General features: G+C 64.3%; 23 protein-coding genes. 9 read left to right on the top strand and 14 right to left on the bottom strand.

What is annotated here, in order from left to right; genetic code table 11:
- Positions 1–31: 31 nt before the first annotated feature.
- The gene (locus tag G404_RS0106740) at positions 32–601 is read left to right on the top strand and encodes a peptide deformylase (protein ID WP_028640400.1); all 570 of its coding nucleotides are present in this window, start codon (positions 32–34) and stop codon (positions 599–601) included.
- 60 nt (positions 602–661) lie between these two features.
- Positions 662–2,158, top strand: a complete 1,497-nt coding sequence (locus G404_RS0106735) for a DNA recombination protein RmuC (RefSeq protein WP_028640399.1) — start codon at positions 662–664, stop codon at positions 2,156–2,158.
- A 33-nt stretch (positions 2,159–2,191) separates the two neighbouring features.
- On the opposite strand, the gene G404_RS0106730 is transcribed toward G404_RS0106735, so the two are convergent.
- The 8 genes from G404_RS0106730 to G404_RS0106695 all read right to left on the bottom strand — a co-directional run bounded on the left by G404_RS0106730 (position 2,192) and on the right by G404_RS0106695 (position 8,817).
- The gene (locus tag G404_RS0106730; RefSeq protein ID WP_028640398.1) at positions 2,192–2,992 is read right to left on the bottom strand and encodes a TrmH family RNA methyltransferase; all 801 of its coding nucleotides are present in this window, start codon (positions 2,990–2,992) and stop codon (positions 2,192–2,194) included.
- Between the two features lie 24 nt (positions 2,993–3,016).
- Positions 3,017–3,313: an HPr family phosphocarrier protein gene (locus G404_RS0106725; RefSeq protein ID WP_028640397.1), complete on the bottom strand. Its 297-nt coding sequence runs from the start codon at positions 3,311–3,313 to the stop codon at positions 3,017–3,019.
- 3 nt (positions 3,314–3,316) lie between these two features.
- Positions 3,317–3,721 (bottom strand): PTS sugar transporter subunit IIA, encoded by a 405-nt coding sequence (locus G404_RS0106720; RefSeq protein ID WP_028640396.1) that lies wholly within the window; start codon positions 3,719–3,721, stop codon positions 3,317–3,319.
- Positions 3,722–3,940: 219 nt separating this feature from the next.
- Entirely contained in the window at positions 3,941–4,894 is a 954-nt protein-coding gene (gene rapZ, locus G404_RS0106715; RefSeq protein ID WP_028640395.1) for an RNase adapter RapZ, read from the bottom strand.
- Positions 4,895–4,969: 75 nt separating this feature from the next.
- Positions 4,970–6,013, bottom strand: coding sequence for an aromatic ring-hydroxylating oxygenase subunit alpha (locus tag G404_RS19790; RefSeq protein ID WP_051280328.1), 1,044 nt, complete (start codon positions 6,011–6,013; stop codon positions 4,970–4,972).
- A complete protein-coding gene (locus G404_RS0106705) occupies positions 6,010–6,453 on the bottom strand; it encodes an HPr kinase/phosphorylase (protein ID WP_028640394.1) in 444 nt (147 codons plus the stop codon). Before G404_RS0106705 ends, G404_RS19790 begins: the two co-directional genes overlap by 4 nt.
- Complete coding sequence (locus G404_RS0106700; RefSeq protein WP_051280325.1) at positions 6,450–8,078, bottom strand: ATP-binding protein; 1,629 nt, start codon at positions 8,076–8,078, stop codon at positions 6,450–6,452. Before G404_RS0106700 ends, G404_RS0106705 begins: the two co-directional genes overlap by 4 nt.
- The gene (locus G404_RS0106695) at positions 8,047–8,817 is read right to left on the bottom strand and encodes a response regulator transcription factor (protein WP_051280321.1); all 771 of its coding nucleotides are present in this window, start codon (positions 8,815–8,817) and stop codon (positions 8,047–8,049) included. The genes G404_RS0106700 and G404_RS0106695 overlap by 32 nt, the downstream gene beginning before the upstream one ends.
- A gap of 250 nt (positions 8,818–9,067) precedes the next feature.
- On the opposite strand from G404_RS0106695, the gene G404_RS0106690 reads away from it, so the two are divergent.
- From G404_RS0106690 to G404_RS18355, 3 genes are all read left to right on the top strand, one after another.
- On the top strand, positions 9,068–10,672 hold the full coding sequence (locus G404_RS0106690) for a phosphoenolpyruvate carboxykinase (protein ID WP_028640391.1): 1,605 nt from the start codon (positions 9,068–9,070) through the stop codon (positions 10,670–10,672).
- Between the two features lie 165 nt (positions 10,673–10,837).
- The gene (locus G404_RS0106685; protein WP_028640390.1) at positions 10,838–11,923 is read left to right on the top strand and encodes a calcium-binding protein; all 1,086 of its coding nucleotides are present in this window, start codon (positions 10,838–10,840) and stop codon (positions 11,921–11,923) included.
- Positions 11,924–12,080: 157 nt separating this feature from the next.
- The gene (locus G404_RS18355; protein WP_051280319.1) at positions 12,081–12,893 is read left to right on the top strand and encodes a hypothetical protein; all 813 of its coding nucleotides are present in this window, start codon (positions 12,081–12,083) and stop codon (positions 12,891–12,893) included.
- Positions 12,894–12,955: 62 nt separating this feature from the next.
- On the opposite strand, the gene epsC is transcribed toward G404_RS18355, so the two are convergent.
- Genes epsC through G404_RS0106665 form a run of 3 tightly spaced genes read right to left on the bottom strand, consistent with a single transcriptional unit; the run spans position 12,956 to position 15,774 of the window.
- Positions 12,956–13,903 carry a serine O-acetyltransferase EpsC gene (epsC, locus tag G404_RS18350; RefSeq protein WP_051280317.1) on the bottom strand — a complete coding sequence of 316 codons (948 nt, stop codon included), beginning with the start codon at positions 13,901–13,903 and terminating at the stop codon, positions 12,956–12,958.
- 27 nt (positions 13,904–13,930) lie between these two features.
- The gene (locus G404_RS0106670; RefSeq protein ID WP_028640389.1) at positions 13,931–14,737 is read right to left on the bottom strand and encodes a class I mannose-6-phosphate isomerase; all 807 of its coding nucleotides are present in this window, start codon (positions 14,735–14,737) and stop codon (positions 13,931–13,933) included.
- A complete protein-coding gene (locus tag G404_RS0106665; protein ID WP_028640388.1) occupies positions 14,734–15,774 on the bottom strand; it encodes a mannose-1-phosphate guanylyltransferase in 1,041 nt (346 codons plus the stop codon). The genes G404_RS0106670 and G404_RS0106665 overlap by 4 nt, the downstream gene beginning before the upstream one ends.
- Before the next feature lie 344 nt (positions 15,775–16,118).
- On the opposite strand from G404_RS0106665, the gene G404_RS0106660 reads away from it, so the two are divergent.
- From G404_RS0106660 to G404_RS0106645, 4 genes are all read left to right on the top strand, one after another.
- Entirely contained in the window at positions 16,119–19,193 is a 3,075-nt protein-coding gene (locus tag G404_RS0106660) for a TonB-dependent receptor (RefSeq protein WP_028640387.1), read from the top strand.
- Positions 19,194–19,262: 69 nt separating this feature from the next.
- Positions 19,263–20,783, top strand: a complete 1,521-nt coding sequence (locus tag G404_RS0106655) for a tryptophan halogenase family protein (protein ID WP_051280356.1) — start codon at positions 19,263–19,265, stop codon at positions 20,781–20,783.
- Positions 20,784–20,794: 11 nt separating this feature from the next.
- Complete coding sequence (locus tag G404_RS0106650; RefSeq protein ID WP_028640385.1) at positions 20,795–23,281, top strand: glycoside hydrolase family 3 protein; 2,487 nt, start codon at positions 20,795–20,797, stop codon at positions 23,279–23,281.
- Entirely contained in the window at positions 23,272–24,606 is a 1,335-nt protein-coding gene (locus tag G404_RS0106645; protein WP_028640384.1) for a glycoside hydrolase 5 family protein, read from the top strand. Before G404_RS0106650 ends, G404_RS0106645 begins: the two co-directional genes overlap by 10 nt.
- On the opposite strand, the gene G404_RS0106640 is transcribed toward G404_RS0106645, so the two are convergent.
- From G404_RS0106640 to G404_RS0106630, 3 genes are all read right to left on the bottom strand, one after another.
- Entirely contained in the window at positions 24,603–25,640 is a 1,038-nt protein-coding gene (locus G404_RS0106640) for a LacI family DNA-binding transcriptional regulator (protein WP_245584428.1), read from the bottom strand. The genes G404_RS0106645 and G404_RS0106640 overlap by 4 nt on opposite strands.
- A gap of 46 nt (positions 25,641–25,686) precedes the next feature.
- Entirely contained in the window at positions 25,687–25,863 is a 177-nt protein-coding gene (locus G404_RS20835; protein WP_245584427.1) for a hypothetical protein, read from the bottom strand.
- Between the two features lie 161 nt (positions 25,864–26,024).
- The coding region (locus G404_RS0106630; RefSeq protein ID WP_028640382.1) for an integrase core domain-containing protein at positions 26,025–26,240 on the bottom strand (216 nt) is incomplete at its 5' end.

Here is a 26,240-nt window from a genome sequence, read left to right as displayed (position 1 = left end):
AGGCAGCGGCCTTGCTGATTATCTGGGCCCCATGGCTATCCGCGAAATCATCGAAATTCCCGACGCCCGGCTCAAGCAGGTGTCGAAACCGGTTGAAACCTTTGACGACGACTTGCGCACGCTTGTCGCCGACATGTTCGAAACGATGTACGATGCCCCGGGCATCGGCCTTGCCGCGATCCAGGTGGGCGTGCCGCTGCGCGTGCTGGTGATCGATCTGCAACCCGACGATCCCGATGCCGAACCCGAAGTGTGCACATCGCACGGCGGCCACGCGCACAGCCACCAGCCGGTGAAGAAAGAACCACGGGTGTTCATCAATCCGGTGTTGACGCCGACCACGCAGGACATGTCGGTCTATAGCGAAGGGTGCCTGTCGGTTCCCGAAATCTATGCCGACGTCACCCGCCCCGCCGCGATCCACGCGCGCTGGCAGGATGTCGACGGCACCGTCCACGAAGCCGACATCGACGGTTTGCTGGCAACCTGCCTGCAGCACGAGATGGATCATCTCGAAGGCATCCTGTTTATCGACCACCTGTCGCGGCTGAAACGCGGCATGGCGCTCAAGAAGCTGGAAAAGATCCGCCGCGCGGCTTGATCGAACCGACAGCACCCGGTAGGTTCACGGTTCGTTCTGGATCGTAAGGGTGCCCGCTTCGTGGATTCGCTGATCATTGCCGGTATCGCCGTTGTCGCCCTGATCGCCGGGCTGATCGTCGGCTGGGTTCTGGGCGCAAGGCCCGTCGCAGAATGGCGTGCGCGCGCCGACGCGCACGAGGCGACGGTCAAGCAGATGACGGTCGATCTGGCGGGCATGAGCGAACGCGTGCGCCAGGCCGATGCGCTGGCCGCAGATCTGGCCGAACTGCGCCGCGAACGCGACACGCTGGCCCCGCGCCTGGCCACCGCCGAGGCGCACGCCGCCGATGCCGATCGGCTGCGTGCAGAGCTGGCCCTGCTCCGTACCGCGCGCGAAGGGCTGGCGACCGAGCTGGCCACGCTCAAGGCCGATGCCGCCAATTTCGACGAGCAGAGGCGTCTGCTGATCACCGCACAGGAACAATTGCGCAAGGAATTCGAAAACGCCGGCAGCAAAGTGCTGGCCCAGGCGCAGGATGCGTTTCTGACACGGGCCAATGCGCGGTTTGAAGAAAGCGAAAAGGCCCAGGGCGAGCGGCTCAAATCGCTGCTTGCCCCGGTGGGCGAGCGGCTGAAGGCCTATGAGGATCAGGTGGGCAAGCTGGAAAAGGACCGGATCGATGCCTTTGGCAATCTGTCCGGGCTGATCCAGTCGATGCGCGAAGGCCAGGAGGCGGTGCGTTCTGCAGCGGCACAACTGGGCAATTCGCTGCGCAACGGGCCCAAGACGCGCGGCCGCTGGGGCGAATTGCAGCTGCGCAACGTGCTGGAACAGTGCGGGTTGTCCGAACACACCGATTTCGTCACCGAGCAGTCGATCGACACCGACGAAGGCCGGTTGCGCCCCGACGCGATCGTGCGCATCCCGGGCAACAAGCTGCTGGTGATCGACGCCAAAGTGTCACTGAACGCCTATCAGGATGCGTTCGAGGCCGAAACCGACGAGGCGCGCGCGGTATCGCTGAACTTGCACGTGCAATCAATGCGCAACCATATCCAGACACTGGGCGGCAAATCGTACCAAAGCCAGTTTGACGATGCGCCCGACTATGTGCTGATGTTCGTGCCGGGCGAACATTTCATTGCCGCAGCGCTGGAGCATGATCCCAATCTGTGGGATTTCGCGTTTGAACGCCGCGTGCTGCTGGCCAGCCCGACCAATCTGGTCGCCATTGCGCGCACCATCGCGCAAGTCTGGCGACAGGATGGCCTGGCCCGCGAAGCCCGCGAAATCGGCAAGATGGGCGGCGATCTGTACGACCGCCTGTCGGTGGCGGCCGACCATCTGAAGCGCGTCGGCAGCGGGCTGGAATCGGCGGTGACCAATTACAACAAGTTCGTCGGCAGCTTTGAACGCAATGTGCTGTCCGCCGGACGCCGCCTGCGTGACAAGCACATCGAAATCGGCAAGCGCGAGATCGAGGATGTGCCCCTGATCGAAAGCGCGCCGCGATATGGTGCGGCGGATGTGGAACCGGTTGCCCTGATTGCCGAGGATGCGCCTGCCGCCGAATGACGCGCTGACAGTGCCGTTGCAACCGCCACGCTGTCAGCCCAGGCGCGCCAGCACTTCATAACCCAGCACCGCCGCCGCGACCGCCGCGTTCAGGCTGTCGGCGCGCCCCAGCATCGGCATCGTCACGCGCAAGTCGCACGCCATTTCATAGTCTTCGGGCAAGCCGCGCGATTCGTTGCCGACCATCACAAAGCACGGCGCAGCATAGGCTGCCCCGCGATAGGGCACCGCGTCGCGCAACGAGGCGGCAACCAGTTGGCCCGGCCCCTGACGCAGCCAGGCGATGAAATCGTCCCAGCGCGCCTGCACCAGTCTTTGCGTGAAAATCGCACCCATGCTGGCGCGGACCGCCTCGACACTGAACGGATCGACGCAATCGTCGATCAGGATCACCCCGCCTGCGCCCACCGCGTCGGCCGTGCGCAGCATCGTGCCCAGATTGCCGGGATCGCGCATCGCCTGCGCCACCAGCCAGATCGGCGCGGCCGTGCGGTCAAGGCACGACAGCCCGGTGTCCCATTCGGCAAAGACGCCGCACACCGCCTGCGGATTGTCCTTGCCCGTCACTTTGGCCAGGATGTCGATCGGCACTTCGATCACATCGCCCCCGGCATCGAACACCGCGCGTTCCAGATCGTCGAGCAGCGGGTGCGGATCGCGCGTGACTGCCATCAACAACAGTTCGGGCAGACGTCCGCTGGCGCGTGCATCGGTCAACAGGCGCAGCCCCTCGGCCAGAAACCGTCCTTCGCGCCGCCGGTGTTTCTTGTCGCGCAGGCTGCGCACGAATTTGATCGTGGGGTTGGAAAACCCGGTAATGGTCTTGCGAATCATGACAATCCAATATCGGCGATCGGATCAGTCCTCGCCGAAGCCGTCCTTGATCAGACCGGCCAGCTTCATCAGGATGGCGTCGGCCTCACCCGCTTCGCCGGCCACCGACAGATCGACGCTGTCGCCTTTGGCCGCGCCCAGCATCATCAGGCCCAGGATCGATCCGCCATTGGCCTCGGTGCCGTCCTTGGCCACGATCACGTCGAACCCTGCGGGCAGCTTGGCCACCGCATTGACAAATTTGGCACTGGCGCGCGCATGCAGCCCGCGCTGGTTGACAATGGTAACGCGTTCACGCGCGACATAGACCTGGCTCGACATCGCCTACGCATCCTGCCCAAGAAATTCGGAAGCGATCGTGATATAATTGCGCCCTGCATCGCGTGCAGCCGCGGTCGCTTCGCGTACGCCCATGCACGCCCGCGCCTTGGCCAGGCGGATCAGCATGGGCAGGTTGATCCCCGCGATCACCTCCACTTTGCCCGCCTGCATCAGCGAAATCGCCAGATTTGACGGGGTTCCGCCGAACAGGTCGGTCAGCACGATCACGCCTTCGCCGCTGTCGACACGCTTGATCGCGTCGGCGATTTCGCGGCGGCGTTTTTCCATATCGTCGTTGGGTCCGATACAGACCCCGATAACATCCGACTGACGCCCGACCACATGTTCCATCGCGTGGATGAATTCATCGGCCAGTGCGCCGTGGGTGACTAGAATAAGACCGATCATGAAACGACGTGGCTCCAAAAGGCGACCCGCGCGCCGCGCCCATCCATACCGTGACGCACCTGAACGTGCGATGGGCCATTACGGCACACCGTGCGGGTTGCGGCAAGGCGTGCAGGCATGCCGCTTTGCGAATCTGTCAGCTTCAGGATCGATCCTTCCCCGATCGCCATACGTGTTTTCATTTTCGATTAAAGCTTTGAAAAAGCGCAAAACATCGTATCACCTTGTCCCCCATGCGCCACTTCTTTCGACCAGATCATCGGCGCGCGAGCCCAGGTTGCGATGCAGCAATGTGGGTGAAAAACCCGCGTCGCGCAAGGCTGAAGCGATCTGTTCCGCCATGAACACCGAGCGGTGTTTGCCTCCGGTGCAGCCAAAGGCAATATTGACATAGGCCTTGCCCTGGTTTTCGAACCGGGGCAGCAGCAGCAACAGCAGATCACGAACCCGCGCAAACGCATCGTCAAACGCAGGGTCGCGGCGAATATAATCGCCCACAGGCGTGTCGCGCCCGGTCATCGCGCGCAGTTCCTCGACCCAATACGGATTGGCCAGAAACCGCATGTCGAACACCATGTCGGACAAGGGCGGGGTGCCGCGCGAAAAGCCGAAACTGCTGATCGTGATCACCGGACGCGGCGACGTGCCCTGGTGAAATTGTGCGCGGATCGCCTGTTGCAGATCATTCGTGGTAAAATCGGTGGTGGTGATCACCACATCGGCCCAGCGGCGCAACGGTTCCAGCAATTCGCGTTCGGCGGCAATACCGCCTTCGGCCGGCTTGTCGTCGCTCATCGGATGGGGCCGCCGCGTTTCGTTGTACCGACGTTGCAGTTCGCCCCCGCCGCAATCGAGAAACAGCGTGGTAATCGACAGATCGTCGCGTTCGGACAGGCCCTTCACGCGGTCGATGATCGCGCGCGGATCAAACCCGCGGGTGCGCGTATCGAACCCGATCGCCACCGGCGCCCCGGCATCAAGTCCTGCCGATCCCGGTCCGGTTTCGAGCAGGCGATCGAGCAGGCGGATCGGAAAATTGTCGATCGCTTCCCAGCCCAGATCCTCCAGCGCGCGCATCGCGGTGGTCTTGCCCGCGCCCAGCATGCCGGTCACCAGCAGGATGCGTTGCGGTTCTGCGGCCCCGGGGTGGTTGGCGGGCGAGTCGTCGATCATTGCCGTGCTGTGCGCCCAAGCCCGGGCCAAGGGAAGAGGCTTGCCCCAATGATGCGGCACGTTCGCCCCGGCATGTCACACCCCCACGGGCAGGCACGTGGCCAGCGCCTGTTTCACCCTGGCCTGGAAATAGGCCACCGATTGCTCGTGCCGCGGGCTCAACGGCCCGGGCAGATAGCCGCCCGACATATAGTTTTGCTGGGTGTGTTCGCAGATTTCAAAGTCTTCCCGGACGATCGCGCAAGTGCCGTCGATCGTCCGGCGCCGCGTGTCTGCGGCCGCGTCCGAATGGTCGGCAAACAGGAAATCATAAGTGATCTGCGTTGCTGCGATACCCACCGGACTGATCCGGCTGATGTTCATGCCGCCGGGAAAAATCGACAGCGTCCAGTTGGGCCACATCCACAGCCATTTGCCGCCATAGAACGCACCATCCTTCTGCGGCGAGGTCATCCGCACCACGCCGTTCAGCGCTGCGGTTTCGAACCGCGAAAAATCGATGGTTTTCAGGAAACCGGGATGGATACCGGGGATGTGATAGCCCTCGACGAAATTGTCGGTGTAGGTTTTCCAATTGGTCTGCGCATCAAAGCGGTGCTGTTCGACCGGCAGGTAGCGCTCGATCGGATAGTCGGCCAGTTCGGCGGGCAGGTCACCCAATTGCACCAGCAGATCGACCGCGGGATCGATCGCGATGAACGCCAGCCCGCGCCATTGCGCCAGATGCGCCGATTCAAGCGGCCATTGCGACACAGCAAAACCGGGATCCTCGCCAAACCACGGCGCATGCCGCAACGCGCCGTCGCTGGCATAGACCCAGTTGTGATAGGGACAGCGCAGCACCTTGCACACCCCTGCCCCTTCGGCCAGGAGCCGCGCCCCGCGGTGGCGGCACACATTGTGAAACGCGCGCAAGGTGCCGTCCTCTCCGCGCAGCGCAAACAGTTTCCACCCCGCAACATCGACCGCCAGGTAATCGCCCGCATCGGCCAGACGCGATGCCGGGCCCAGCAATTGCCACGTCCGCCGGAAAATCGCCTGGCGCTCGGCCTCGAAAATCGCGGGATCGGCGTAATAACGCGCCGCAAGGTTGGTCAGCATGGGCGCGCGATCGGTCATCGAACCTGCCTTGGGCTGCGGGATGCAAGGCCATAATGCCGCAGCGCCCATTCTGCACGCAAGGCCAGAACGGGACTGTCGGGCCATAGCCGCAACAACGGCACAGCGACGCCCGCGCGGGTGGCGGGCTCGGGCGCCTCGACATGCCGCGGCGCATCTGCATCGAGCATCAGCACCAGCGCGACCGGCACCCCGCCCACCGCCGGCATGGTCACCAGCCCGACATTGCGAATTTCCATCAAACCGGCAACATTGGGGTGGGGGCTGGCCCACAGGCACCCTGCGTCAGCGTCCAGCATGACAGCATCGTCGCCAATCAGACTTGCACCCCGGTCGATCAACGCCAGCGCCAGGCTTGACTTGCCGCTGCCCGGCGGCCCCTCGATCAGCACCGCGCGGCCGTCAACCGCCACCGCGCTGGCCTGGTGCGCGGTGCTCATTCCTCGTCCTCTTCGCCGATCGGCGGCAACGACAGCATCAGACATGCGCCGGGCGTGCCATCGGGTTTGTCGACAATGTCCAGCGTGCCGTCGTGCGCTTCGGCAATGGTGCGCGCGATGGCCAGTCCCAGGCCACTGTGCCCGCCAAACGCCTCTTCATCGGGGCGCACCGAGTGGAACCGGTCGAACACCTTTTCGCGGTCGAGCAGGGCGACCCCGGGGCCATCGTCGCTGACCGACAGGTGCACCCGTCCGCCATCGGCCCAGATGCGCACCTCGACTTCACCGTCAGGCGGCGAAAACGACACCGCATTGTCGAGCAGATTGTCCATCACGCGTTCCAGCTGCAGCGCGTCGCCGGCGACATGGGTATCGCCTTCGCCCCTGCGGAACCGGATCGGACATCCGGCCAGGCCCGGACGTGCCCCGCGCGCGCCCACCACATTGGCCGCCAGCAGCGCCAGATCGATCGGCGCAAAGGTCGCACGGCTAAGCGCGGCATCGATCCGGCTGGCCTCGGCAATTTCCGAGATCAACCGGTCAAGCCGTTGCACATCGTGCGTGGCAATGGCGTAAAGCTGGCGGCGCAGATCGGGATCATCGACTTTGTCCATGGCCTCCACCGCGCTGGCGAGCGAGGCCAGCGGATTTTTCAGTTCGTGCGCCACATCGGCGGCAAAGCTTTCCACCGCGTCGATCTGTTGGCGAAGCGCATGCGTCATGTCGGAAAACGCGCGCGCCAGCAGTCCGATTTCATCGCCACGATCGGGCAGGCGCGGCACCACCACCGCGCGATCGCGTCCAAGCCGCACCCGCACCGCCGCGCGCACCAGCGCGCGCAACGGCTGGACAATCGTGCGCGCCAGAAACAGCGACAGTTGCACCGACAGGAACAGCGCCAGCCCGATGATGATCACCAGCGTCTGGCGCGCATCGCGCACCGCCTGCGTTACATCCAGCGCGTTGCGCATCGTCAGCAGCATTTCGCCGCGATCGCCACCCGCACCGTCGCCCACAGGCGTGGCCGCCGTGATCACCGGCGTGCGGTCGGGTGCATAGCGCAAGAACACTTCGGTGCGCCCCGATTGGCGCGCGCGGGCAATTTCGGGCCAATCGGCCGCGCGCGTGTCGGGCGGTTCGCGATAGTTTTCCACCGACGGGGCGCCGACGATGGCATCCACCCCGCGGTCCAGCGCGCGTGCGGCAGACTGAAACCACGGTTCGCTTGCCGGGTCGACAAACGCGAACGCGGGCGGGCCAAGGTGAAAGCTGTCCTGTTCCAGCGCGCCGTCGGGGCTGAACAGCCGCAATTGCAGCACCTGGCTTGACCCGATGTCGACCAGCAGCCGCCGCCGTTGATCGGGGCTGGCTTTGGCCAGCGCGGTCGCGGCGATTTCCGCCTCTGCCCGTGCAAGACGAAAGCGTTCGTTGATCAACTGGGTGCGATAACTGTCGAGGTAAAAGAACCCGCCGGCCAGCAGCGCCAGCGCGATCACGTTGACCGCCAGGATGCGCGTGGTCAGCGAAATGCCGCGCGTGCGCCACAGCCGCCGCCGTACCGGGCGCAATCGTGGGCTTGCCGCCGGGTTTGGCTCAGGGGTCGGCAAAGCTGTAGCCTGCGCCATACAGCGTCTCAATTGCAGAAAAATGCGGATCGACCAACCGGAACTTGCGCCGCAACCGCTTGATATGGCTGTCGATCGTGCGATCATCGACGAACACGTCGTCCTGATAGGCGGCGTCCATCAGGCTGCTGCGCGATCGCACCACACCCGGGCGCTGCGCCAGCGCCTCAAGAATCAGGAATTCGGTCACGGTCAGCGATACCGGTTGGCCGGTCCATTCGACCTGGTGGCGCGCCGGGTCCATCGCCAGCCGCCCGCGCCGGATCAGATCGGGCAGCGGTTCACCGGCCTCGTCCGCAGGACGCGCGGCCGCCCGCCGCGCCAGTTCGCCGCGGCGCAGGATCGCGCGGATCCGCGCGATCAGCAGCCGCTGGCTGAACGGTTTGGCAATGTAGTCGTCGGCCCCCATGGCCAGGCCGGTGGCCTCGTCCGCCTCGTCATCCTTGCTGGTCAGGAAGATCACCGGCAGATCGCTTTTTTCGCGCAACCGGTTCAACAGGTCGAACCCGTCCATGCGCGGCATCTTGATATCGCACACCACAAGGTCAGGCGGATTGTCGAGCAGCGCGGGCAAGGCCGCCGCGCCATCGTAATAGACCCGCGTGGCAAACCCTTCGGCCTGCAGCGCGATCGACACGGTGGTCAGGATGTTGCGGTCATCATCGACCAGCGCGATGACTTGCGCGGCCAGCGCCGGGCCCGGGGTGGCGGGGCCGCCAGAGTCAGGCCTGGTGGTCATGATCGGCTTGTTCGCGCATCCGTGGCGGGATTAACGGGTAAACCCGCCCACTGCAACCGCGCCCCGCCCCGGGGCCATTGCGGTTGCAATCCTTGCAATTTGCCACGCAAAATTCTTGTTTGCGACCACGCGTTTGACGCCGCAATTTTCTGTCAGTATGCGCCGCTGACGAGTCTGTGCATTCGTATTCGAAACTTTACGCCAGAAGTGCGCGGCCGCCCCCGCGGCCGCCCATCGGGAGAATTGCCGAGTGTCCGAAAACCGCCTCAATGTGTCGCTTGCCGCGCAGGGTTTTCCCGAGCCGGCAACGCTGCATGCAAACCTCGGCACCGCTCCGCTGGTGGAACACGCCGTGCGCAATGGCGAAGGCCTGCTGGCCAAGGACGGCCCGTTTGTGGTCGCCACCGGAAAACACACCGGTCGTTCGGCCAAGGACAAGTTTTTCGTACGCGATGCGCTGAGCGAAGACACGATCTGGTGGGGCAAGACCAACGTCGCGATGACACCCGACCAATTTGCCACGCTCAAGGCCGATTTCCTGGCCGCGCTGGCGGACAAGGACCAGCTGTATGTGGCCGACCTGTTCGGCGGCAGCCAGGCCGAACACCGCGTCAACGTGCGGGTGATCAATGAATTTGCCTGGCACAACCTGTTCATCCGCACGCTGCTGGTGCGCCCCGATGCCGACCAGCTGGCCGAATTCGTGCCCGAATACACGATTATCGATCTGCCCAGTTTCCGCGCAGACCCGGCCCGCCACGGTTGCCGCAGCGAAACCGTGATCGCGGTCAATTTTACCGAAAAGCTGATCCTGATCGGCGGCACCGCCTATGCCGGCGAGATGAAGAAGTCGGTGTTCGGCATCCTGAATTATCTGCTGCCGGCCAAAGGCGTGATGCCGATGCACTGTTCGGCCAATATCGGCCCCGCTGGCGATACGGCGGTGTTTTTCGGCCTGTCGGGCACTGGCAAGACCACGCTGTCGGCTGATGCCAGCCGCACGCTGATCGGCGACGATGAACATGGCTGGTCGGACACAGCGGTGTTCAATTTCGAAGGCGGCTGCTATGCCAAGATGATCCGCCTGTCGGCCGAGGCAGAGCCCGAGATTTTCGCCACGACCAAACGGTTCGGCACGGTGCTGGAAAACGTGGTGATCGATCCCGTCACGCGTGAAATCGATCTCGACGACGGCAGCCTGGCGGAAAACAGTCGCGGGTCTTACCCGATCGATTTCATTCCCAATGCCAGTGCCGACAATCTGGGCCCGGTGCCGCAGAACATCATCTTTCTGACCGCCGATGCCTATGGTGTGCTGCCCCCGATCGCGCGGCTGACCCCCGATCAGGCAATGTACCATTTCCTGTCGGGCTATACCGCGCGCGTGGCCGGCACCGAAATCGGCGTGACCGAGCCCGAAGCAACGTTTTCGACCTGCTTTGGCGCACCGTTCATGCCGCGCCACCCGTCGGTCTATGGCAACCTGTTGAAAGAACGGATCAACCAGGGCGGGGTGAAATGCTGGCTGGTCAACACCGGCTGGTCGGGTGGCAAGGCAACCGATCCGGGCATCAGCCGCATGCCGATCAAGGCGACCCGCGCGCTGCTGAATGCCGCACTCGACGGCAGCCTGAACAATGCCGAATTCCGGATCGACCCCAATTTCGGGTTCGAGGTGCCGGTGGCCGTGCCCGGCGTCGACACACGTCTGCTCGATCCGCGCGGGGCCTGGGCCGATCCACAGGCCTATGATCGCACCGCGCGCGATCTGGTGGGCAAGTTCATCGACAATTTCGGTCAGTTTGCCGACCATGTCGATGCCGGCGTCCGTGCCGCCGCGCCGGTTGCAGCCTGACGGTCCCGCGCCGGGCATAAACCGACACGAACAACCCCGCCCCCGGTCGACGGCGGCGTTGTTCGATCGGGCCGCTTGTAGCTCCGAAGTGGAACCAACCCGCGTTGCGCGCAATGCGACGCTGGCGTCCTGTGCACCGCACACGCCACCATCGCGGGTTGGATCATGGTCACGACGGTTTCACTGGGCAATCTTGACCCGCTTGTCGGGCTGACATTCGGCTGGAATGCCTTTGCCACCGCTGCTGCCACGCTGATCAACGGCTCGGTCACGGTCAGTTCGACGTCGACCAGCGAGGTCATAACCTATTCGGGCATGACCGGCACGCTGGGCGGGGCGTTCTTCACGCTGAAGGATGTCACCTTCGAAGTGGCCAGCGTGTCGGACACCAGCAATACGCTGGTGCTCGATGCGTTTGTGGGCAAATCGCTGGTGGGTCAGATGAATTTCACCGTGGTCGGGGTCAGCGCCGTGGGCCTGGCGCTGGCGGCCATGCCGCTCGATTCGTTCATTCTTGAAAACGGCACGCTGTCTGCGCTGAACGGGGCGCTGTTTGTGCTGGGTGTGAACCCGTCAGGGGCAAAGGCGCAGTCCATCGCCTTTGACGTCGACAGCGCCTTCACGTTCTTTCCCAATTCGGCAGTCTATTACGCCACCAGCAGCAATCCCGTGCTGCAGGGCGGCCATGGCAAGGAATTGCTGGTGGGCCTGTCAGGCAATGACACGATCACCGCCGGGCCTGGCAAAACGGTGATTTATGGCGGGCCGGGCAACGACGTGCTGACCGCAGGTGCCGGCACCGATTTCATCTTTGGTGGTGCCGGCACCAATACGATCCGGGGCGGTGCGGGAACCGACACGCTTACAGCGGGATCGGGCATCGACACCATCTATGCGGGAACCGGACGGACGATCATGGTCGGCGGCGCCGGCTCGGACAGTTTTGTCTTTGCGCCCGGCCATACCGGCGGGTTGACCACGGCCACCGCGGATTCGATCCAGCGATTTCACGCCGGCACGCATGATGTGATCGACCTGTCGGCTTTCGACAGCGCGCTGCCTTCGGGGGGGGCCGGGCATTTGACCTTTATCGGCACCGCTGCATTCGACGGGCATGCCGGCGAAGTGCGCTATGACGTAACCGGCACCGGGGTCACCATCACCGGGGACCTGACCGGCGGGGGAACCGCCGATTTCATGATAACGCTGAAAAACGTGTTCGGTCTTGCGGCCGCGGACTTCGTGCTGTGATGCGGCGGGCGCATCCAATTGTATCACTTTGTCCTGGCCGCGCACGATCGCGGATAATCATCCTGTGTTCAGGTGGGCGTTGATAAACCGCTTGTCCGACGCCACGGTGGTGCGCGATTGCGCCGCACCAGTTGGCCGAAACAGGGATTGACTGATCATGTTCAAACCGGCTCACCTTCGCCACAGCACGGGCCTTGCCGCGATTGCGGTTGTCTCGATGGTTTTGGGCTCGGTCGCTGCCTCTGCGCAGACCCAGCCTTATCCGCCCCAGCAGGGTTACGATCAGAACCAGCCGCCCCCGCCACCGCAGGGCTATGACCAGAACCAGCCGCAAGGCTATGACCAGAACCAGCGGCAGGGCTATGATCCCAACCAGCCGCCGCCGCCGGGTTATAATGGCGATGCATCCGCACCGCCGCCCGAACCCGCCCCGCCACAGGGCTATGCCCCGGGTCAAGCGCCGCCGCCGCCCCCCGGTTATGCGCCTACGCCCGATTACGCCGCGCAACAGGCCACTGACGCGCGCTATGCCGCCGATGCCCAACGGTGGGCGGCACAATATTGCGTCAAATCGCATGGCAACGTCGCCGCAGGCGCGGTGATCGGTGGCGTACTGGGCGCGATTGTCGGCGGTGCGGCGGGCGGGCGTCACAGCGGCGGTTCGGCTGCCTTTGGCGCAGTGGTTGGCGCAGGCACAGGCGCGGCCATTGCCGGTTCCGAAAACAACGCCACCAGCCCCGGATGCCCTCCCGGCTATGTCGTGCGCGCAGGCGCCCCCGCCTATCCCTACAGCTATCCCGGATATTATTATGCAGCGCCGGGCTGGTATCAGCCGTGGGTGTTCGTTGGCGGAGCCTGGGCCTATCGCCCCTATCCCTATCATGCCTGGTATTATCACACCTATCGCGGTCCGTACCGCGGCGGTTACCATGGCGGGTATCGCGGCGGCCGCGAATGGCATCGCCCGTGATCAACCGATGATCGACGACAGGCCCCTTCGGCATTGTCCGAAGGGGCCTTTTGCCGGATGTGTTACAAGGACGACCAGTCGCTGGGATCGCAGGGATCGGTTGTTTCGATGTTGATGCTGGGCTGGGTCTGGCGCACGCGGCTGCCACAGGGCACCGAACGGGTCAGCCAGACATTGCCCCCGATCACCGATCCCTTGCCGATCGTGATCCGGCCCAGCACGGTTGCCCCGGCATAGATCGTAACGTCATCTTCGATGATCGGATGGCGCGGCTCGTTCAACAGCCGTCCTTCGGCATCGGTGGCAAAGCTGCGCGCACCCAGCGTGACCGCCTGATACAGACGCACCCGGTCACCGATGATCGCAGTCTGACCGATCACCACCCCGGTCCCGTGATCGATAAAGAAACTGTGGCCGATCGATGCCCCGGGATGGATATCGATCCCGGTGCGCGAATGCGCGTTTTCGGCCATGATCCGCGCCACCAGCGGCGCACCCAGCAGATACAGTTCGTGCGCGACACGGTGGTGGATCAACGCAATCGTGCCAGGATAGCACAACAGCACTTCATCGACGCTGCGCGCCGCCGGATCACCGTTGAACGCCGCCTCGAGATCGCTGTCGAGAAGTCGCCGGATCGCCGGCAGGCGCAACGTCAGCTCTTCGACAATCGCGGTGACTGCGCGTTCGATCGCCTGCGACCCGCGATCGGGCCGCACATAGTACAATTCCCTGCGCACTTGCGTCGCCAGCAAGGGCAAGGCTGATTCCAGACTGGACTGCACGAATGCATCTTCGTCGCGCATGGTCAGTTCGGGCGGTCCCAGCCGCAGCGGAAACAGCGCAGCAGACAGAATATCGATGATCTGCCCGATGGTCTGGCGCGAAGGAAACCCTTGCGCACCGAATTCGCCGACATGGCCCTGGGCATGCCGCCAGGTTTTGCGCACATCGCGCAACTGGTTGACCACCGTTGCAATATCGAACGCTGGGACCTTCGGACCCGTCATTGCCAACAATCCTTTTGCGACGGCCGATCAGGCCTTGGCGCGCACCACGATTGTCAGACCGTCGCCATCAAACGCCACCGCGTCAAGCCCTGCCGCCTCGGCACAATCACCGGGGGAAACCAGGGTATCGCCGATCCGCACCGTCCCCTGGCGGGGCAGTATCAGCACCGGGCCGGCATAGATCGCGCGCAGCGCCGCGTCGGGCCGGCCCGCGATGCGATGCGCCTGGAAATAACGGCCATCGGCCAGTTCGATCGTGCCCGCATCGGCAATATGGCGGCGCAGTGACGGTTCGTGCGGCACCCCGTTTGCCACCGCGATTCCGGCTTCAAGGTGCAGCGGGCGCGGCCGGCCATAGTCAAACAGGCGATAGGTGATGTCGGAATTCTGCTGAATCTCGATCAGTCCGACCCCGGCGCCGATGGCATGGACCGTGCCCGCCGGGATCTGGAAGAAATCACCCGGCCTGACCGGATACCACGTCAACAGATGTTCGATGCTGCCGTCCAGCGCGGCGGCACGCATCGCGCCATGATCGATCGGCCGATCAAACCCGACACCCAGTGCAGCGCCGGGCTCGGCATGGATCACCAGCCAGCATTCGTCCTTGCCACTGTCGGTTTCACCCGCGGCCAGCGCCTGCGCGTCGTCCGGATGGACCTGCACCGACAGCTTTTCGCTGGTGAAGATATATTTGATCAGCAGCGATGGCAGTGCCGCGGGCGGCTCGAACCAGATTTCGCCGATACGCCGACCGGGCGCTGCCGCAAAAGGTGCAGGCAGCACATCCATGCCCCACGGTTTGTCCACCAGACGGATCGGCAGTGCGGTCACTGGTTCACGGCACCATGCAGTTTGCCAACCAGCTGCGCGCCGGCGGGTGTGGTGATCATCACATCGTTGCCATCGACCACGATGATCAGACCCTCGACCCCGATCACCGACACGCGCGGCCCGTCGGTCTGCACGTGGACATTGCGGCAGTCCTTCAATTCAACCTGCCCCCGCACCACGTTGCCCTGGGCATCATGCGGCAGGGCATCGTGCAGCGCCTGCCAGTTGCCGATATCCGACCAGTCCATCGACACCGGTACCATCGCGGCGCGCGCGGTCTTTTCCATCACTGCATAATCCACCGAATCGCCGTCGATCGCGCCAAAGATCGCCGGATCGGGATGGAACCGGTCGCCGTCCTCGTGCCCGGCGGCGACCGCTGCGCGCACCGCGTCTGCTATATCGGGCCGGTGGCGCGACAGTTCGTCCAGAAACGCGCCGGCGCGAAACGCGAATATGCCGCCGTTCCATGAATAGCCGCCATCGGCAAGAAAACCGCGCGCACGATCCAGATCGGGTTTTTCCACAAAGCGTTCGACCTGAAACCCCGTCGATCCTGCAATCGGCGCACCGCGTTTGAGATAGCCAAACCCGGTTTCGGGTGCCGTCGCCTCAATACCGAATGACACCAGCCAGTCCTGCGCCGCCAGATCCGCAGCAGCCCTTGCCGCCGCCTGAAACGCCGCGGTGTTGCCGATGTGATGATCGCTAGGGCAGACCAGCATGATTGCCTCGGCCGGCAGCCGTGCCGCCGCCAGGGCAATGGCCGCAGCCGTGTTCCTGGCCGCAGGCTCGACGATGATCGAGCCCGCGCCCGCGTCGGGCAACTGGCTTTCCACCAGCGGCACATGCGCCGCGCCCGCCACGACCACCGGTTCGGCAAAGCCAGCGTCGGGACTGCAGCGCAAGGCGGTTGCGGCAAACAGCGTGGTTTCACCCACCAGCGGCAAAAACGGCTTGGGCATGGCCTTGCGCGAACGCGGCCACAAGCGGGTGCCACTGCCCCCGCACAAGATGACTGGAACGATCTTGGTCACGCCGCAAAAATCTCTCTTTTGATCAGCAGGACAGCTTACACAGGCCGAAAAAAGCCGCCCGAAGGCAACAACCTGTAGTGCGCTTATCCCACGAGGGTCAAGGTGTCATGCCGAAATTGCGCCGGAAATCGTGGCATTACGGTTCGATATGGACAAGGCACCAAAGCCCGCATCGGCACCTTTTGTTCCCTCGCCAGCCCCGCCGGCCCGCTGTCCGATTGGCAATTGACATCGATGTCATACAGGAATAATCCTTATGGCGAAGGCTGCGTCATGAGCCGCGCAAAACCGTGCACGACTCGAATCTGCAAACGGGACACGGCCAAAACTCGGAGGGGAACCCCATGAAACGCCATCATTTGGCGCGTGCCTTTGCGCGCTCTGCATCTGCATCGGCCATGATCGTTGCCAGTCTTTCCGCAGGCACGGTGCTGGCCCAAACGGCGCCTGCGTCCACCGGCTCCACGCCGGCTGCGACCACACCCACCGCGGATCCCGCCAACCCGATCATCGTCAGCGGCTATCGCGCCAGTTTGCGCAATGCGTTGAACACCAAACGCAATTCCGACCTGGTGATCGAATCGATTTCGCCCGAGGACATTGGCAAGTTTCCCGACCAGAACGTGGCGGAATCGTTGCAACGCCTGCCCGGCGTGCAGATCGACCGCGCCAATGGCCAGGGCACCAGCGTGCTGATCGACGGTTTGCGGCAGAATGCCACGCTTCTCAACGGCGAAGTGTTCCTGACCGGTCGCGAATTCTATGTCGGCGGTGAAGCATCGGGCGGCGGCGCCGGAGCCAACAGCCAATATGCCAGCCTTGAAGGCGTGCCGAGCGAGGAAATCGGCGGCATCGACGTCTACAAGAACCCGCAGGCCTCGACCGTAGAAGGCGGCATCGGCGGCACGATCAACCTCAAGGGGATCGATCCGCTGGCGCAGAAAGCGGGCCTGACCGTGGCCGGCAACTTGCGCGGCACAGTCTCGTCGGGCGCGAAGTCGGTCACGCCCGATGGCACCTTGTTTGTTTCGTACAAAGTCAGCGACAATTTTGCCGTGTTTGCAGCACTTTCCTATGACCATGAAAAGACGCTGACCAAGACATTTCAGGATGCCAACCGCAACCAGTGGCTGCTCACCGACTATGTCACCACGCCGCAGTTCGGTGCCAATGGCGGCGGGTTGACCGCGGCCAGCTTTGCGCCGGGATCAACCAATTATATCATCCCGCAGCTGGCCTATTTCACCAATGACAACGATGATCGCCGCATTTTTGGCGCATCGGCCGGGTTTGCCGCCAGGCTGAGCGATGATCTGTCGGCCAGCTTTGTGTGGTTCCACAGCCACGAAGGCGATACCGACATCCAGTATTCGGACAAAGTGTGGTTCAATGGCCAGGGTTCGCCAGCCGGCACGCCCGCTTCACCCGGCACGCCGCTGCCCGCGCTGCTGGCGGGCAGCCCGTCGTCGATCGACAGCAACGGCGTGGTCCAATCGGGCTCGTTCTATGCCAACGGTGCCGAAACCTCGACGCTGTACCAGGGCACGACCGCGCATGCCGACAATTTCCAGGCCAAGCTGAAATTCGACAACCGGAACGGGCTGCGGCTGAACTGGGGCGGCGCCTATTCAAAGGCGGGTTCGGACCTTGAAGCCGACCAGGCCGACGTCGAACATGGCCAGTACAATTCGTTCGTCACCGGCAATCCGACCACCTCGGCGCCCGGCTGCAACAACGGCGCGTCGACTTGCGGCACGGGTGGCACTCCGGGCTACACCTTCAACTGGACCAATGGCGGCACGTCGGGCCTGCCCGGCGTGGCGTACAATTCCGACGTGCTGAACAACCCCAACTACACCCTGTTCAAATCGAACTGGGCCTGGGCCAACACGACCAGGCAATCGGCCTGGGATCTGCATTTCGATGCCGCGTGGGACGTAAAGCCGGGCATGGTGATCGAAGCCGGCGTGCGCGGCGCGGGCCGCGACGTAAACCAGATCTTTGGCCGTTATCTGATCACATCGCCCAACGGCGCCTTGATCAACACCTGCTGCCAGTCGGCCGGCGGCGGCAACTTCGTCTATTACGTTGATCCGGGCTATGCCAATCTGCCCTATTCGACCGCGCTGTCGAACCCGAACCTGGCGATGACCGTCAACAATTTCGGCGCCGGCACGATCACGGTGAAAAACCCCTATACCGGGGGCATGACCAATCCGGCGACCTACCTGCAAACCGTGTGGGCGGGCGGTGGCGGCGGCACCAACACCACCGAGCAGTTCTTCGAAGACACGTTGAGCTCGTTTGCGGTCAACACCAAGACCACGGCCGCCTATTTGATGACCGATGTGGGCGAAAAATCATCGGCCTATCACCTGAATGTCGGCGTGCGGTTCGTGTCGACCTGGCTCGATATCAACAACGCACAGACCGCCGCGGTGCCCACATTCTACGGCACGGCATCGTGGAACGGGGTCAACAACAACAACGTGCCGGTCAGCACCAATCGCCATTATGACGATTGGCTGCCCTCGGTGAACTTCGAATACAAACTGGATGATCGCCAGATTGTCCGGTTTGGCGCGGCCAAGGTGATGTCGCCGCAGGATCTGTTTTCGCTGGGGCTTGGCAACAGCTACAACTTTACCCGCCAGACCGGCGGCCGGATCAATGTCAACACCGGCGTGGCCGACGGGTTTGCCTTTGCCGGCGGGTCATCGGGCAATGCCCAGCTCGATCCCTATCGCGCGTGGCAGGGCGTGGCCGACTATGAAAACTATTTTGCGCCGGGTTCGCTGATCAGCGTCGCCGTGTTCTACAAGAAAGTGTTGAACTTCGTCGAAACGCTGAACGTGGCGACCACTGTCAACGATGATTTCGGCGGCACCACCGCCGATGTGTCCAAGCCGGAAAATGCGGGATCGGGCTGGATCTGGGGCATCGAACTGGGTGCCCAGTGGCAGGCCCGCGAAGGCGCGCTGCAGGGCTTTGGCGTGGCGGCCAACTATACCCGATCGCAATCGAGTGCCAGCCTGCCAACCTCGTTCACGACCACCGCGCCGATCCCGGGTGTTGCCAAGAATGCGTTCACGATCAACGGCTTTTACGAACAGCACGGCTTCTCGGCGCGATTGTCCTATTCGTGGCGCGACAAGGCCATCAACGATTCGGCCGCTGGCGCCACGTTCTCGTTCAACAACCAGATCGGCACGTCCACGACCTATGAGGTGTTTTCCGCACCTTACGGCCAGCTCGACGGACAGATCGGCTATGACGTCAACCGCAACTTTGGCGTGGTGTTTTCGGCGCAGAACCTGACCAAGGCCGCGCAGCACGCCTATCTGCAATGGACCAACGAACCGTTTACCTATTTCAATTCGGGGCGGCGGTTCTTCTTTGGCGCCAAGTTCAAATATTGAGCTCTCGCTGGCGGCCACCGTTCCTCATGCGGTGGCCGCACTGTTTCGGATATGAAAAGCCCTGATCCCATGACCTTTGCGCGCGCAGCTCCAACCGACGATGCGGATGGCGCCATCCGGTCGATCGTGATTGTCGGTGGCGGAACTGCAGGATGGATCAGTGCGGCAATCCTGGCCCGTGCGCTGACCGGCACGGGCACGCGCATCACGCTGGTGGAAAGCGCGGATATCGGCATCGTCGGTGTGGGCGAAGCGACGATCCCGCCGTTTATCGACATGCTGCAGTTCCTCGATATCAAGCTGCCCGATTTCATCCGCCATACCGAGGCAACGCTGAAACTGGCGATCCGCTTTGACCAATGGAACGGCCCCGGCACGTCCTATTGGCATCCGTTCGGCACGTTTGGCACCGGCATCGGGCGCCGCCCGTTTCATCACGCGCTGTTGCATGACCGCGCGCACGGCGGCCAGGGAGGGGTCGACCGGTACAACCTGTGTGCGCATCTGTGCGAAGCCGACCAGGCGTTTTCGCCCGAACGTCCGCCGCCCGGTGCGCGTTTTGCCCTGCACCTCGATGCGGTGCTGATGGCGCGCTATTTGCGGCGTTATGCCGAAACGCTTGGCGTTGCGCGGATCGAGGCGACCGTGCGCGGCGCCGCGCGCCGTGGCGATGGCACCGTGGCCAGCATTGCGCTGACCGATGGCCGCACATTGCCGGCCGACCTGTTCATCGATGCCTCGGGCTTTGCCGGGGTGCTGATCGAACGCGAACTGAAAACCGGTTATGTCGACTGGCGCGCGCATCTGCCGTGCGACCGGGCGCTTGCCGTGCCGACCCCGCGCGCGGCGACGCTGCCCCCTTATACCGTGGCCCATGCGATGCGTGCGGGATGGCGCTGGCGCATCCCGTTGCAGCACCGCTGCGGCAATGGCTATGTCTATTCCTCCGCGCATCAGTCGGACGATGCGGCATGCGCCGATCTGCAGACCGCGCTTGGCACCGATGCCCAACCCCGCCAGCTGCGCTTTGTGCCTGGGCGGCGCAACCGGGCCTGGGTCGGCAATTGCGTGGCAGTGGGCCTTGCCTCGGGCTTTCTCGAACCGCTGGAATCGACCAGCATCCACCTGATTGTCGCAGGCGTGTTCAATTTGCTCGACCATTTTCCCGACCGGCGCTTCGATCCGGCGCTGGCCGCCAGCTATAACGCCGAACTGGCGCTGGAACTTGAACGCATCCGTGATTTCCTGATCCTGCATTATGCCCTGACCACCCGCCGCGACAGCGCGTTCTGGGCCGACATGGCCCAGGCCCCCCTGCCCGACAGCCTGGCCGAACGGATTGCACTTTATGCCGATGCCGGCACAATCCGGCCCTATCCGCGCGAGATGTTTACCGAGGCAAGCTGGTTCTACGTGCTCGATGGCATGGGGCTGACCCCGCGCCGCACCGATCCGCTGCTGTCTGCTATCGATCCGGCGCGGCTGCGCGCGATGCTGGCGCAGATCAGCCACGACACCCTGGCCGGCCGCGCGCAGGCGCTGCCCCATTGTGCCCTGTTTCCACTGCGCGCCGTCGCGATACCCGGATGATCCCCAAGCCCATGACCGTTCCCGTTCTTCGCCGTGCCGCGCTGCTGGTCGGGCTGTGCCTTGCCATACCCGACCCCGCCAGCGCCGATGCGCCGGGCACCGCGCATCCCGGCATCTGGCCCGTGTACCACTACCCCGTCATACGCGACGCCGCGGCTGAGGCGCGCATCGCCGACCTGATCGCGCGCATGACGCTGGAGGAAAAGATCGGTCAACTGGTGCAGGGCGACATCTGCTGCACCACGCCCGACGATGTGCGGACGTATCACCTGGGCGCGGTGCTGAATGGCGGCAACAGCGGCCCCGGCGGCAATGACAAGGCACTGGCGCCCGAATGGCTGAGGCTGGCCGATGCCTATTGGACCGCATCGACCGACCGGTCGCACGGCGGGGTCGGCATTCCGGTGATGTGGGGCATCGATGCCGTGCATGGACATTCCAACATCATCGGCGCCACGCTGTTTCCGCACAACATCGGGCTTGGCGCAACCCGCGATCCCGATCTGATCGAACGCATCGGCGCCGCCACCGCGACCGAAGTGCGCGTCACCGGGCAGGAATGGACGTTTGCCCCCACCGTGACCGTGCCGCAGGATTACCGCTGGGGCCGCGCCTACGAAGGCTATTCGTCAAACCCGGCGCTGGTGTCGCACCTGGTGGGCGCGATGGTGCGCGGTCTGCAAGGACCTGGCGACGGGCGCGACCTGCTGGCCAGGGGCAAGGTCCTGGCCTCGACCAAGCATTTCCTTGGCGATGGGGCGACCACCAACGGCGTGGACCAGGGCGATGCCGCGATCAGCGAAACCGAGCTGCGCGATATCCACGGCGCGCCCTATGGCCCGGCGATCGAAAACGGCGTGGCCACCGTCATGGCCAGCTTTTCGGGATGGCAGGGCCGCAAGATGACGGGCAATGCCGGGCTGTTGACCGGCGTGCTGAAAGACCGGATGGGTTTTGGCGGGTTCGTCGTGTCCGACTGGAACGCGCATGGCCAGGTCGAAGGCTGCACCAATGCATCCTGTCCCCAGGCCGTGCTGGCCGGGATCGACATGGTCATGGCCCCCGACAGCTGGAAAGACATGGTCACCAGCCTGATCGCGCAGACCCGCGCCGGGGTGATCCTGATGGCGCGGATCGATGATGCGGTGGCCCGCATCCTGCGGGTCAAGACGCGGCTGGGCCTGCTCGATGCAGGCGCGCCATCGACCCGGCCGCTGTCCGGCCAATGGGCGCAGCTGGGATCGGCCGAACACCGTGCCATCGCGCGCGAAGCGGTGCGCAAATCGCTGGTGCTGCTGAAGAACGATGGCGTGCTGCCGCTGCGCCCGCGTGGCCATCTGCTGGTCGCAGGCGACGGCGCCGATGACGTGGCGCGCGCTGCCGGCGGCTGGACCATCAGTTGGCAGGGCACCGGGCTGTCGCGCGCCGATTTTCCGGGCGCCACAACGATCTGGCAGGGGTTGCAGGCGGCAATGGCCGCAGGCGGCGGCAGCGCCGAGCTGGCGCCCGACGGCCATTTTGCGCGACGACCCGATGCCGCGGTGGTGGTGTTTGGCGAACGGCCCTATGCCGAATTCCAGGGCGATCTCAAATCGTTGCAATTGAGCCCCGACCTGACTGCGCCCTGGGAAACCATGCGTGCGCTGCGCGCGCAGCACATCCCGGTGATCGCGGTGATGCTGACCGGACGGCCGTTGTTCGTGAACCCCGCGCTCAATGCCGCCAATGCCTTTGTGGTGGCCTGGCTGCCGGGCAGCGAGGGCGAAGGGCTGGCCGACGTGCTGATCGGCGACGCGCGTGGCCGCCCCCGCCATATGCTGACCGGACGCCTGCCTGCCGCGTGGCCGCGCACCGCCCGCGCGCAGGACGGCGCGCTGTTTCCGTTTGGCTATGGCATGTCCTGGCGCGACCGCACCCGCGGCTGGGCAGCGTTGTCCGAAGATGCGGGCGTTGCACCCGTTGCCGATATCCGGCGCTGGTTCGGCAATGGCCAGCCCGCCAGCGGCTGGTCATTGCGGGTCGAATCCCCCGACGGCAGCGGATCGACCCGCATCACCGGCGTGCCGGCCACGGCACTGGGCGGGCGGGTCCAGGTCACCGCGCGCGATTACGGCGTGCAGGAAGGGGCGCGCCGCTTTGTCGTCACGGCGGGCCCTGCGACGATCGCGTTGATGGCGCCTGCCCCGCTCAACCTGTCGCGCGAAGCCAACGGCGATGTCCAGCTGCTGATCACCGCGCGCGTTGCCCAAGCCCCGACGCGTGCGCTGCTGGGCAGCGATTGTGACGGGGTGGCCTGCCGCGCCGACGTGCCCGTTACCCTGCCCGTGGCCGACCGCTGGGTGCGCTATGGCCTGGCTTTGAAATGCCTTGCCCGCCACGGTGCCGACATGACGCGGCTGGGCGAAGCATTTCGCCTGACACTCGACGGGGCCAGCGACATTGCCATCGGCGAAGTGCGACTGGGCAACGATGCCGAACAGGAGCTGCCATGTCCGTAACACACCGGCCCTTGGCCACCGACCGTCGCACCCTGCTGGCCGCGCTGGCGGCCACCCCGCTGGCCGCGCACATGGCGCACGCGCAGCCGCCTGCTGCGGGCTTTGTCCGGCGCGAAGGCACAGGCTTTGTGCGCAATGGCAGGCCCTGGCGCCACACCGGGGCCAATGCCTGGTATCTGGCCTGGCTTGGCGCCGATCCCGCGGGTCGCGCGCGCCTGGGGCGGGAACTTGACCGGTTGCAGGCGATGGGTGTGCGCAATATCCGGCTTTTGGCGGGCGCCGAGGAAGGCCCGTTGCACGCCAGCGTCACCCCCGGATTTATATATCGCGACGGCCATGTGAACGAGGCGCTGCTGGTCGGGCTGGATCATGCCATGGCGGAACTGGCACGCCGGAACATGACCGGTGTTTTGTACCTGACCAACAATTGGGAATGGTCGGGCGGGATGATGACGCTGCTGTGGTATGACACGGGGCGCTATCTCGACAACAATGATCCGGCGCATCCCTGGCCCGCGTTTCCCGATGCTGGCGCGGATTTCTATGCCAACACCCATGCGGTGGGCCGGTTTTTTGCCTGGGTGCGCACCGTGGTCGGCCGGATCAACACCGTGACCGGGCGCGCTTATCGCGACGATCCGGCGATCCTGTCATGGCAATTGTGCAACGAGCCCCGCCCCGGGGTCAGCCCCGCGGTAATGGCGCGCGTGCTGCCATCCTATTACGCGTGGATCGATGCCAGCGCCGCGCTGATCCGCAGCCTCGATGCCAATCACCTGGTCTCGCTGGGGCTGGAAGGCACGATTGCCACTGCCGGCAGCGAAGAAATCGTGCTGCGCGCGCACCAGTCGATCGATTATCTGACCGCGCATGTCTGGCCACTCAACTGGGGCTGGGTCGATGGCAAGAACCTGGCCGGCACATGGGATGCGGGCCGTGCCAAAGTCGAGGACTATATTGCCACCCACATCCGTCTGGCCAGGTCCGCCAACAAGCCGCTGGTGATCGAGGAATTCGGATTTCCCCGCGATGGCGAATTGTATGACCCATCCGTCGCCACCACGTTCCGCCAGCAATACTATCGCCTGATCTATGGCGCGGCAGAGGCCAGCCTGGCGCAAGGCGGGCCGGTTGCCGGAACCAATTTCTGGGGCTGGAACGGCGAGGCGCGCAACCGCCGCCCCGATCACCGCTGGCACCCGGGCGACCCGCTGATGGGCGATCCGCCCCACGAACCGCAAGGCTGGTACGGCAATTTCGACAGCGATATGCCGATGATCACGCTGATCCGTGACCACGCGGCGCGGTTTGCAACAATGGCCTAGGCTTTGGGCGCGGCGGTGGATTGCCGCACCAGCAATTGGTGCGCGTGCATGACCGGCGCGGGCGTCGCTTCGCCGGCAAGCAACGCCAGCAGGCCATCGGTGGCGGTGACTGCCATGTCGAACACCGGCTGGCGCACCGTGGTCAGTTTCGGCATGACCAGCCGGGCGATATCGGAATCGTCGAAACCGGTCACCGACAGGTCTTCGGGGATCGCCAGCCCCGCTTCGCGCGCCATGGTCATCGCACCCACCGCCATGTCGTCGTTCTGCGCCAGGATGGCGGTCGGACGCGGGCCGGGGCGGGCAAGGATGCGCTGCATCGCGGCCTCACCGCTGATGAAGGTGTAGTCGCCCTGTTCGACGCAGACGTCATCCATCGCGATGCCGGCAGCGGCAAAGGCCTGGGCATAGCCTTCGCTGCGCGCGGTGCTCGACCGGTGCGTGGAATCGCCCAGGATCACCGCCAGCCGGCGGTGACCCAGCGCCAGCAGGTGTTCGGCCACTTCGCGCGCCGCCGCGGTGTCATCCATCAACGAAGAGGCACCGCGTTCGGGTGACAATTGCGGGGCGATCCGGCCGTAGCGGATCTTTGCTGCATCGAGTTGATCAAGCACTTCAAGCTCGTCGCTGCCGGGTGGCGCCAGCACCACGCCATCAAGCGCCGCAGACCGCAGAAACGCGATAAAATCGTCGCGCCGCGCGCAGACATCGCGAAACGGCAGGATGATCATGCGATAGCGTTCATCGGCCAGCCGTTCGAGCACGCCGCGCTGCAATTCGACGACATAGCTGGGGCTGGGTCGTTCATAGGTCAGCCCGATGATGAAACTGCGCCGCGTGATCAGGCCCTTGGCCGCGATATTGGGCTGATAGTTCAGCTCTTTGGCCACGGCCTTGACCCGGTCGCGCACCGCATCCTTGACGAACGGTTCGTCGTTCAGGACCCGCGAGACGGTCTTGGGCGACACCCCGGCCGCAGTCGCGATTTCATAGATCGTGGCGCGGCGCGAAATGGGTCTTTCTCCCTCGGTCAATCCCCCGGTCTTGCGCGAAACCCGCCGCTTTGACAAGCGCGCCGCATCACCTGGCCGCGGCCAGATCGCGCCTTTGCCACAGGCGCCACAGCCGGGTCTGGCCAACGGGGGTGAAGTGCGCTTCGACCTCTTTGCCATAGGCCTGCCACAGCGGATCGTACCCGAGTTCAAACCGGGGCTGCAGCAGGCGCGGTTGCAGCACCAGCGTCGTGTCACCCAGCATGACCGCTGCGTCGGGTTTGACATGTGCCGAATAATCCCGGCCCGGATCCCACCACACCAGCGCGCCGCGCGGCGCGGGTGTGCCGGTTGTCCGTCGTCAGAACATTTGGCACATCAGGCGGCGTAAATTAACGGAGAGCGGGCCTCGTCTGGGGTTTGGTTTTAGGCGGCGAGCTTGCGGTGTTGCAAGCGTCGATGTTCGATGGTCTGTCGCTTGATGGTTTCGCGCTGCTTGATGATGGCTGGCGCCCTGCCGAAGTAGGCATCAGCGGGCGTGACGTTTTTCAGGCTCTCGTGGTAGCGCTGGTGATTGTAGTGCTCGATGAAGGCCTCGATCTGGAGTTCAAGGTCGCCTGGCAGGAAGTAGTTTTCCAGCAG

This window comes from Novosphingobium acidiphilum DSM 19966, assembly GCF_000429005.1.
GTDB classification, from domain to species: Bacteria; Pseudomonadota; Alphaproteobacteria; order Sphingomonadales; family Sphingomonadaceae; genus Novosphingobium; species Novosphingobium acidiphilum.
The sequence above is the reverse complement of the archived record's forward strand: the minus strand, read 5'-3'. Positions and strand labels throughout refer to the sequence as shown.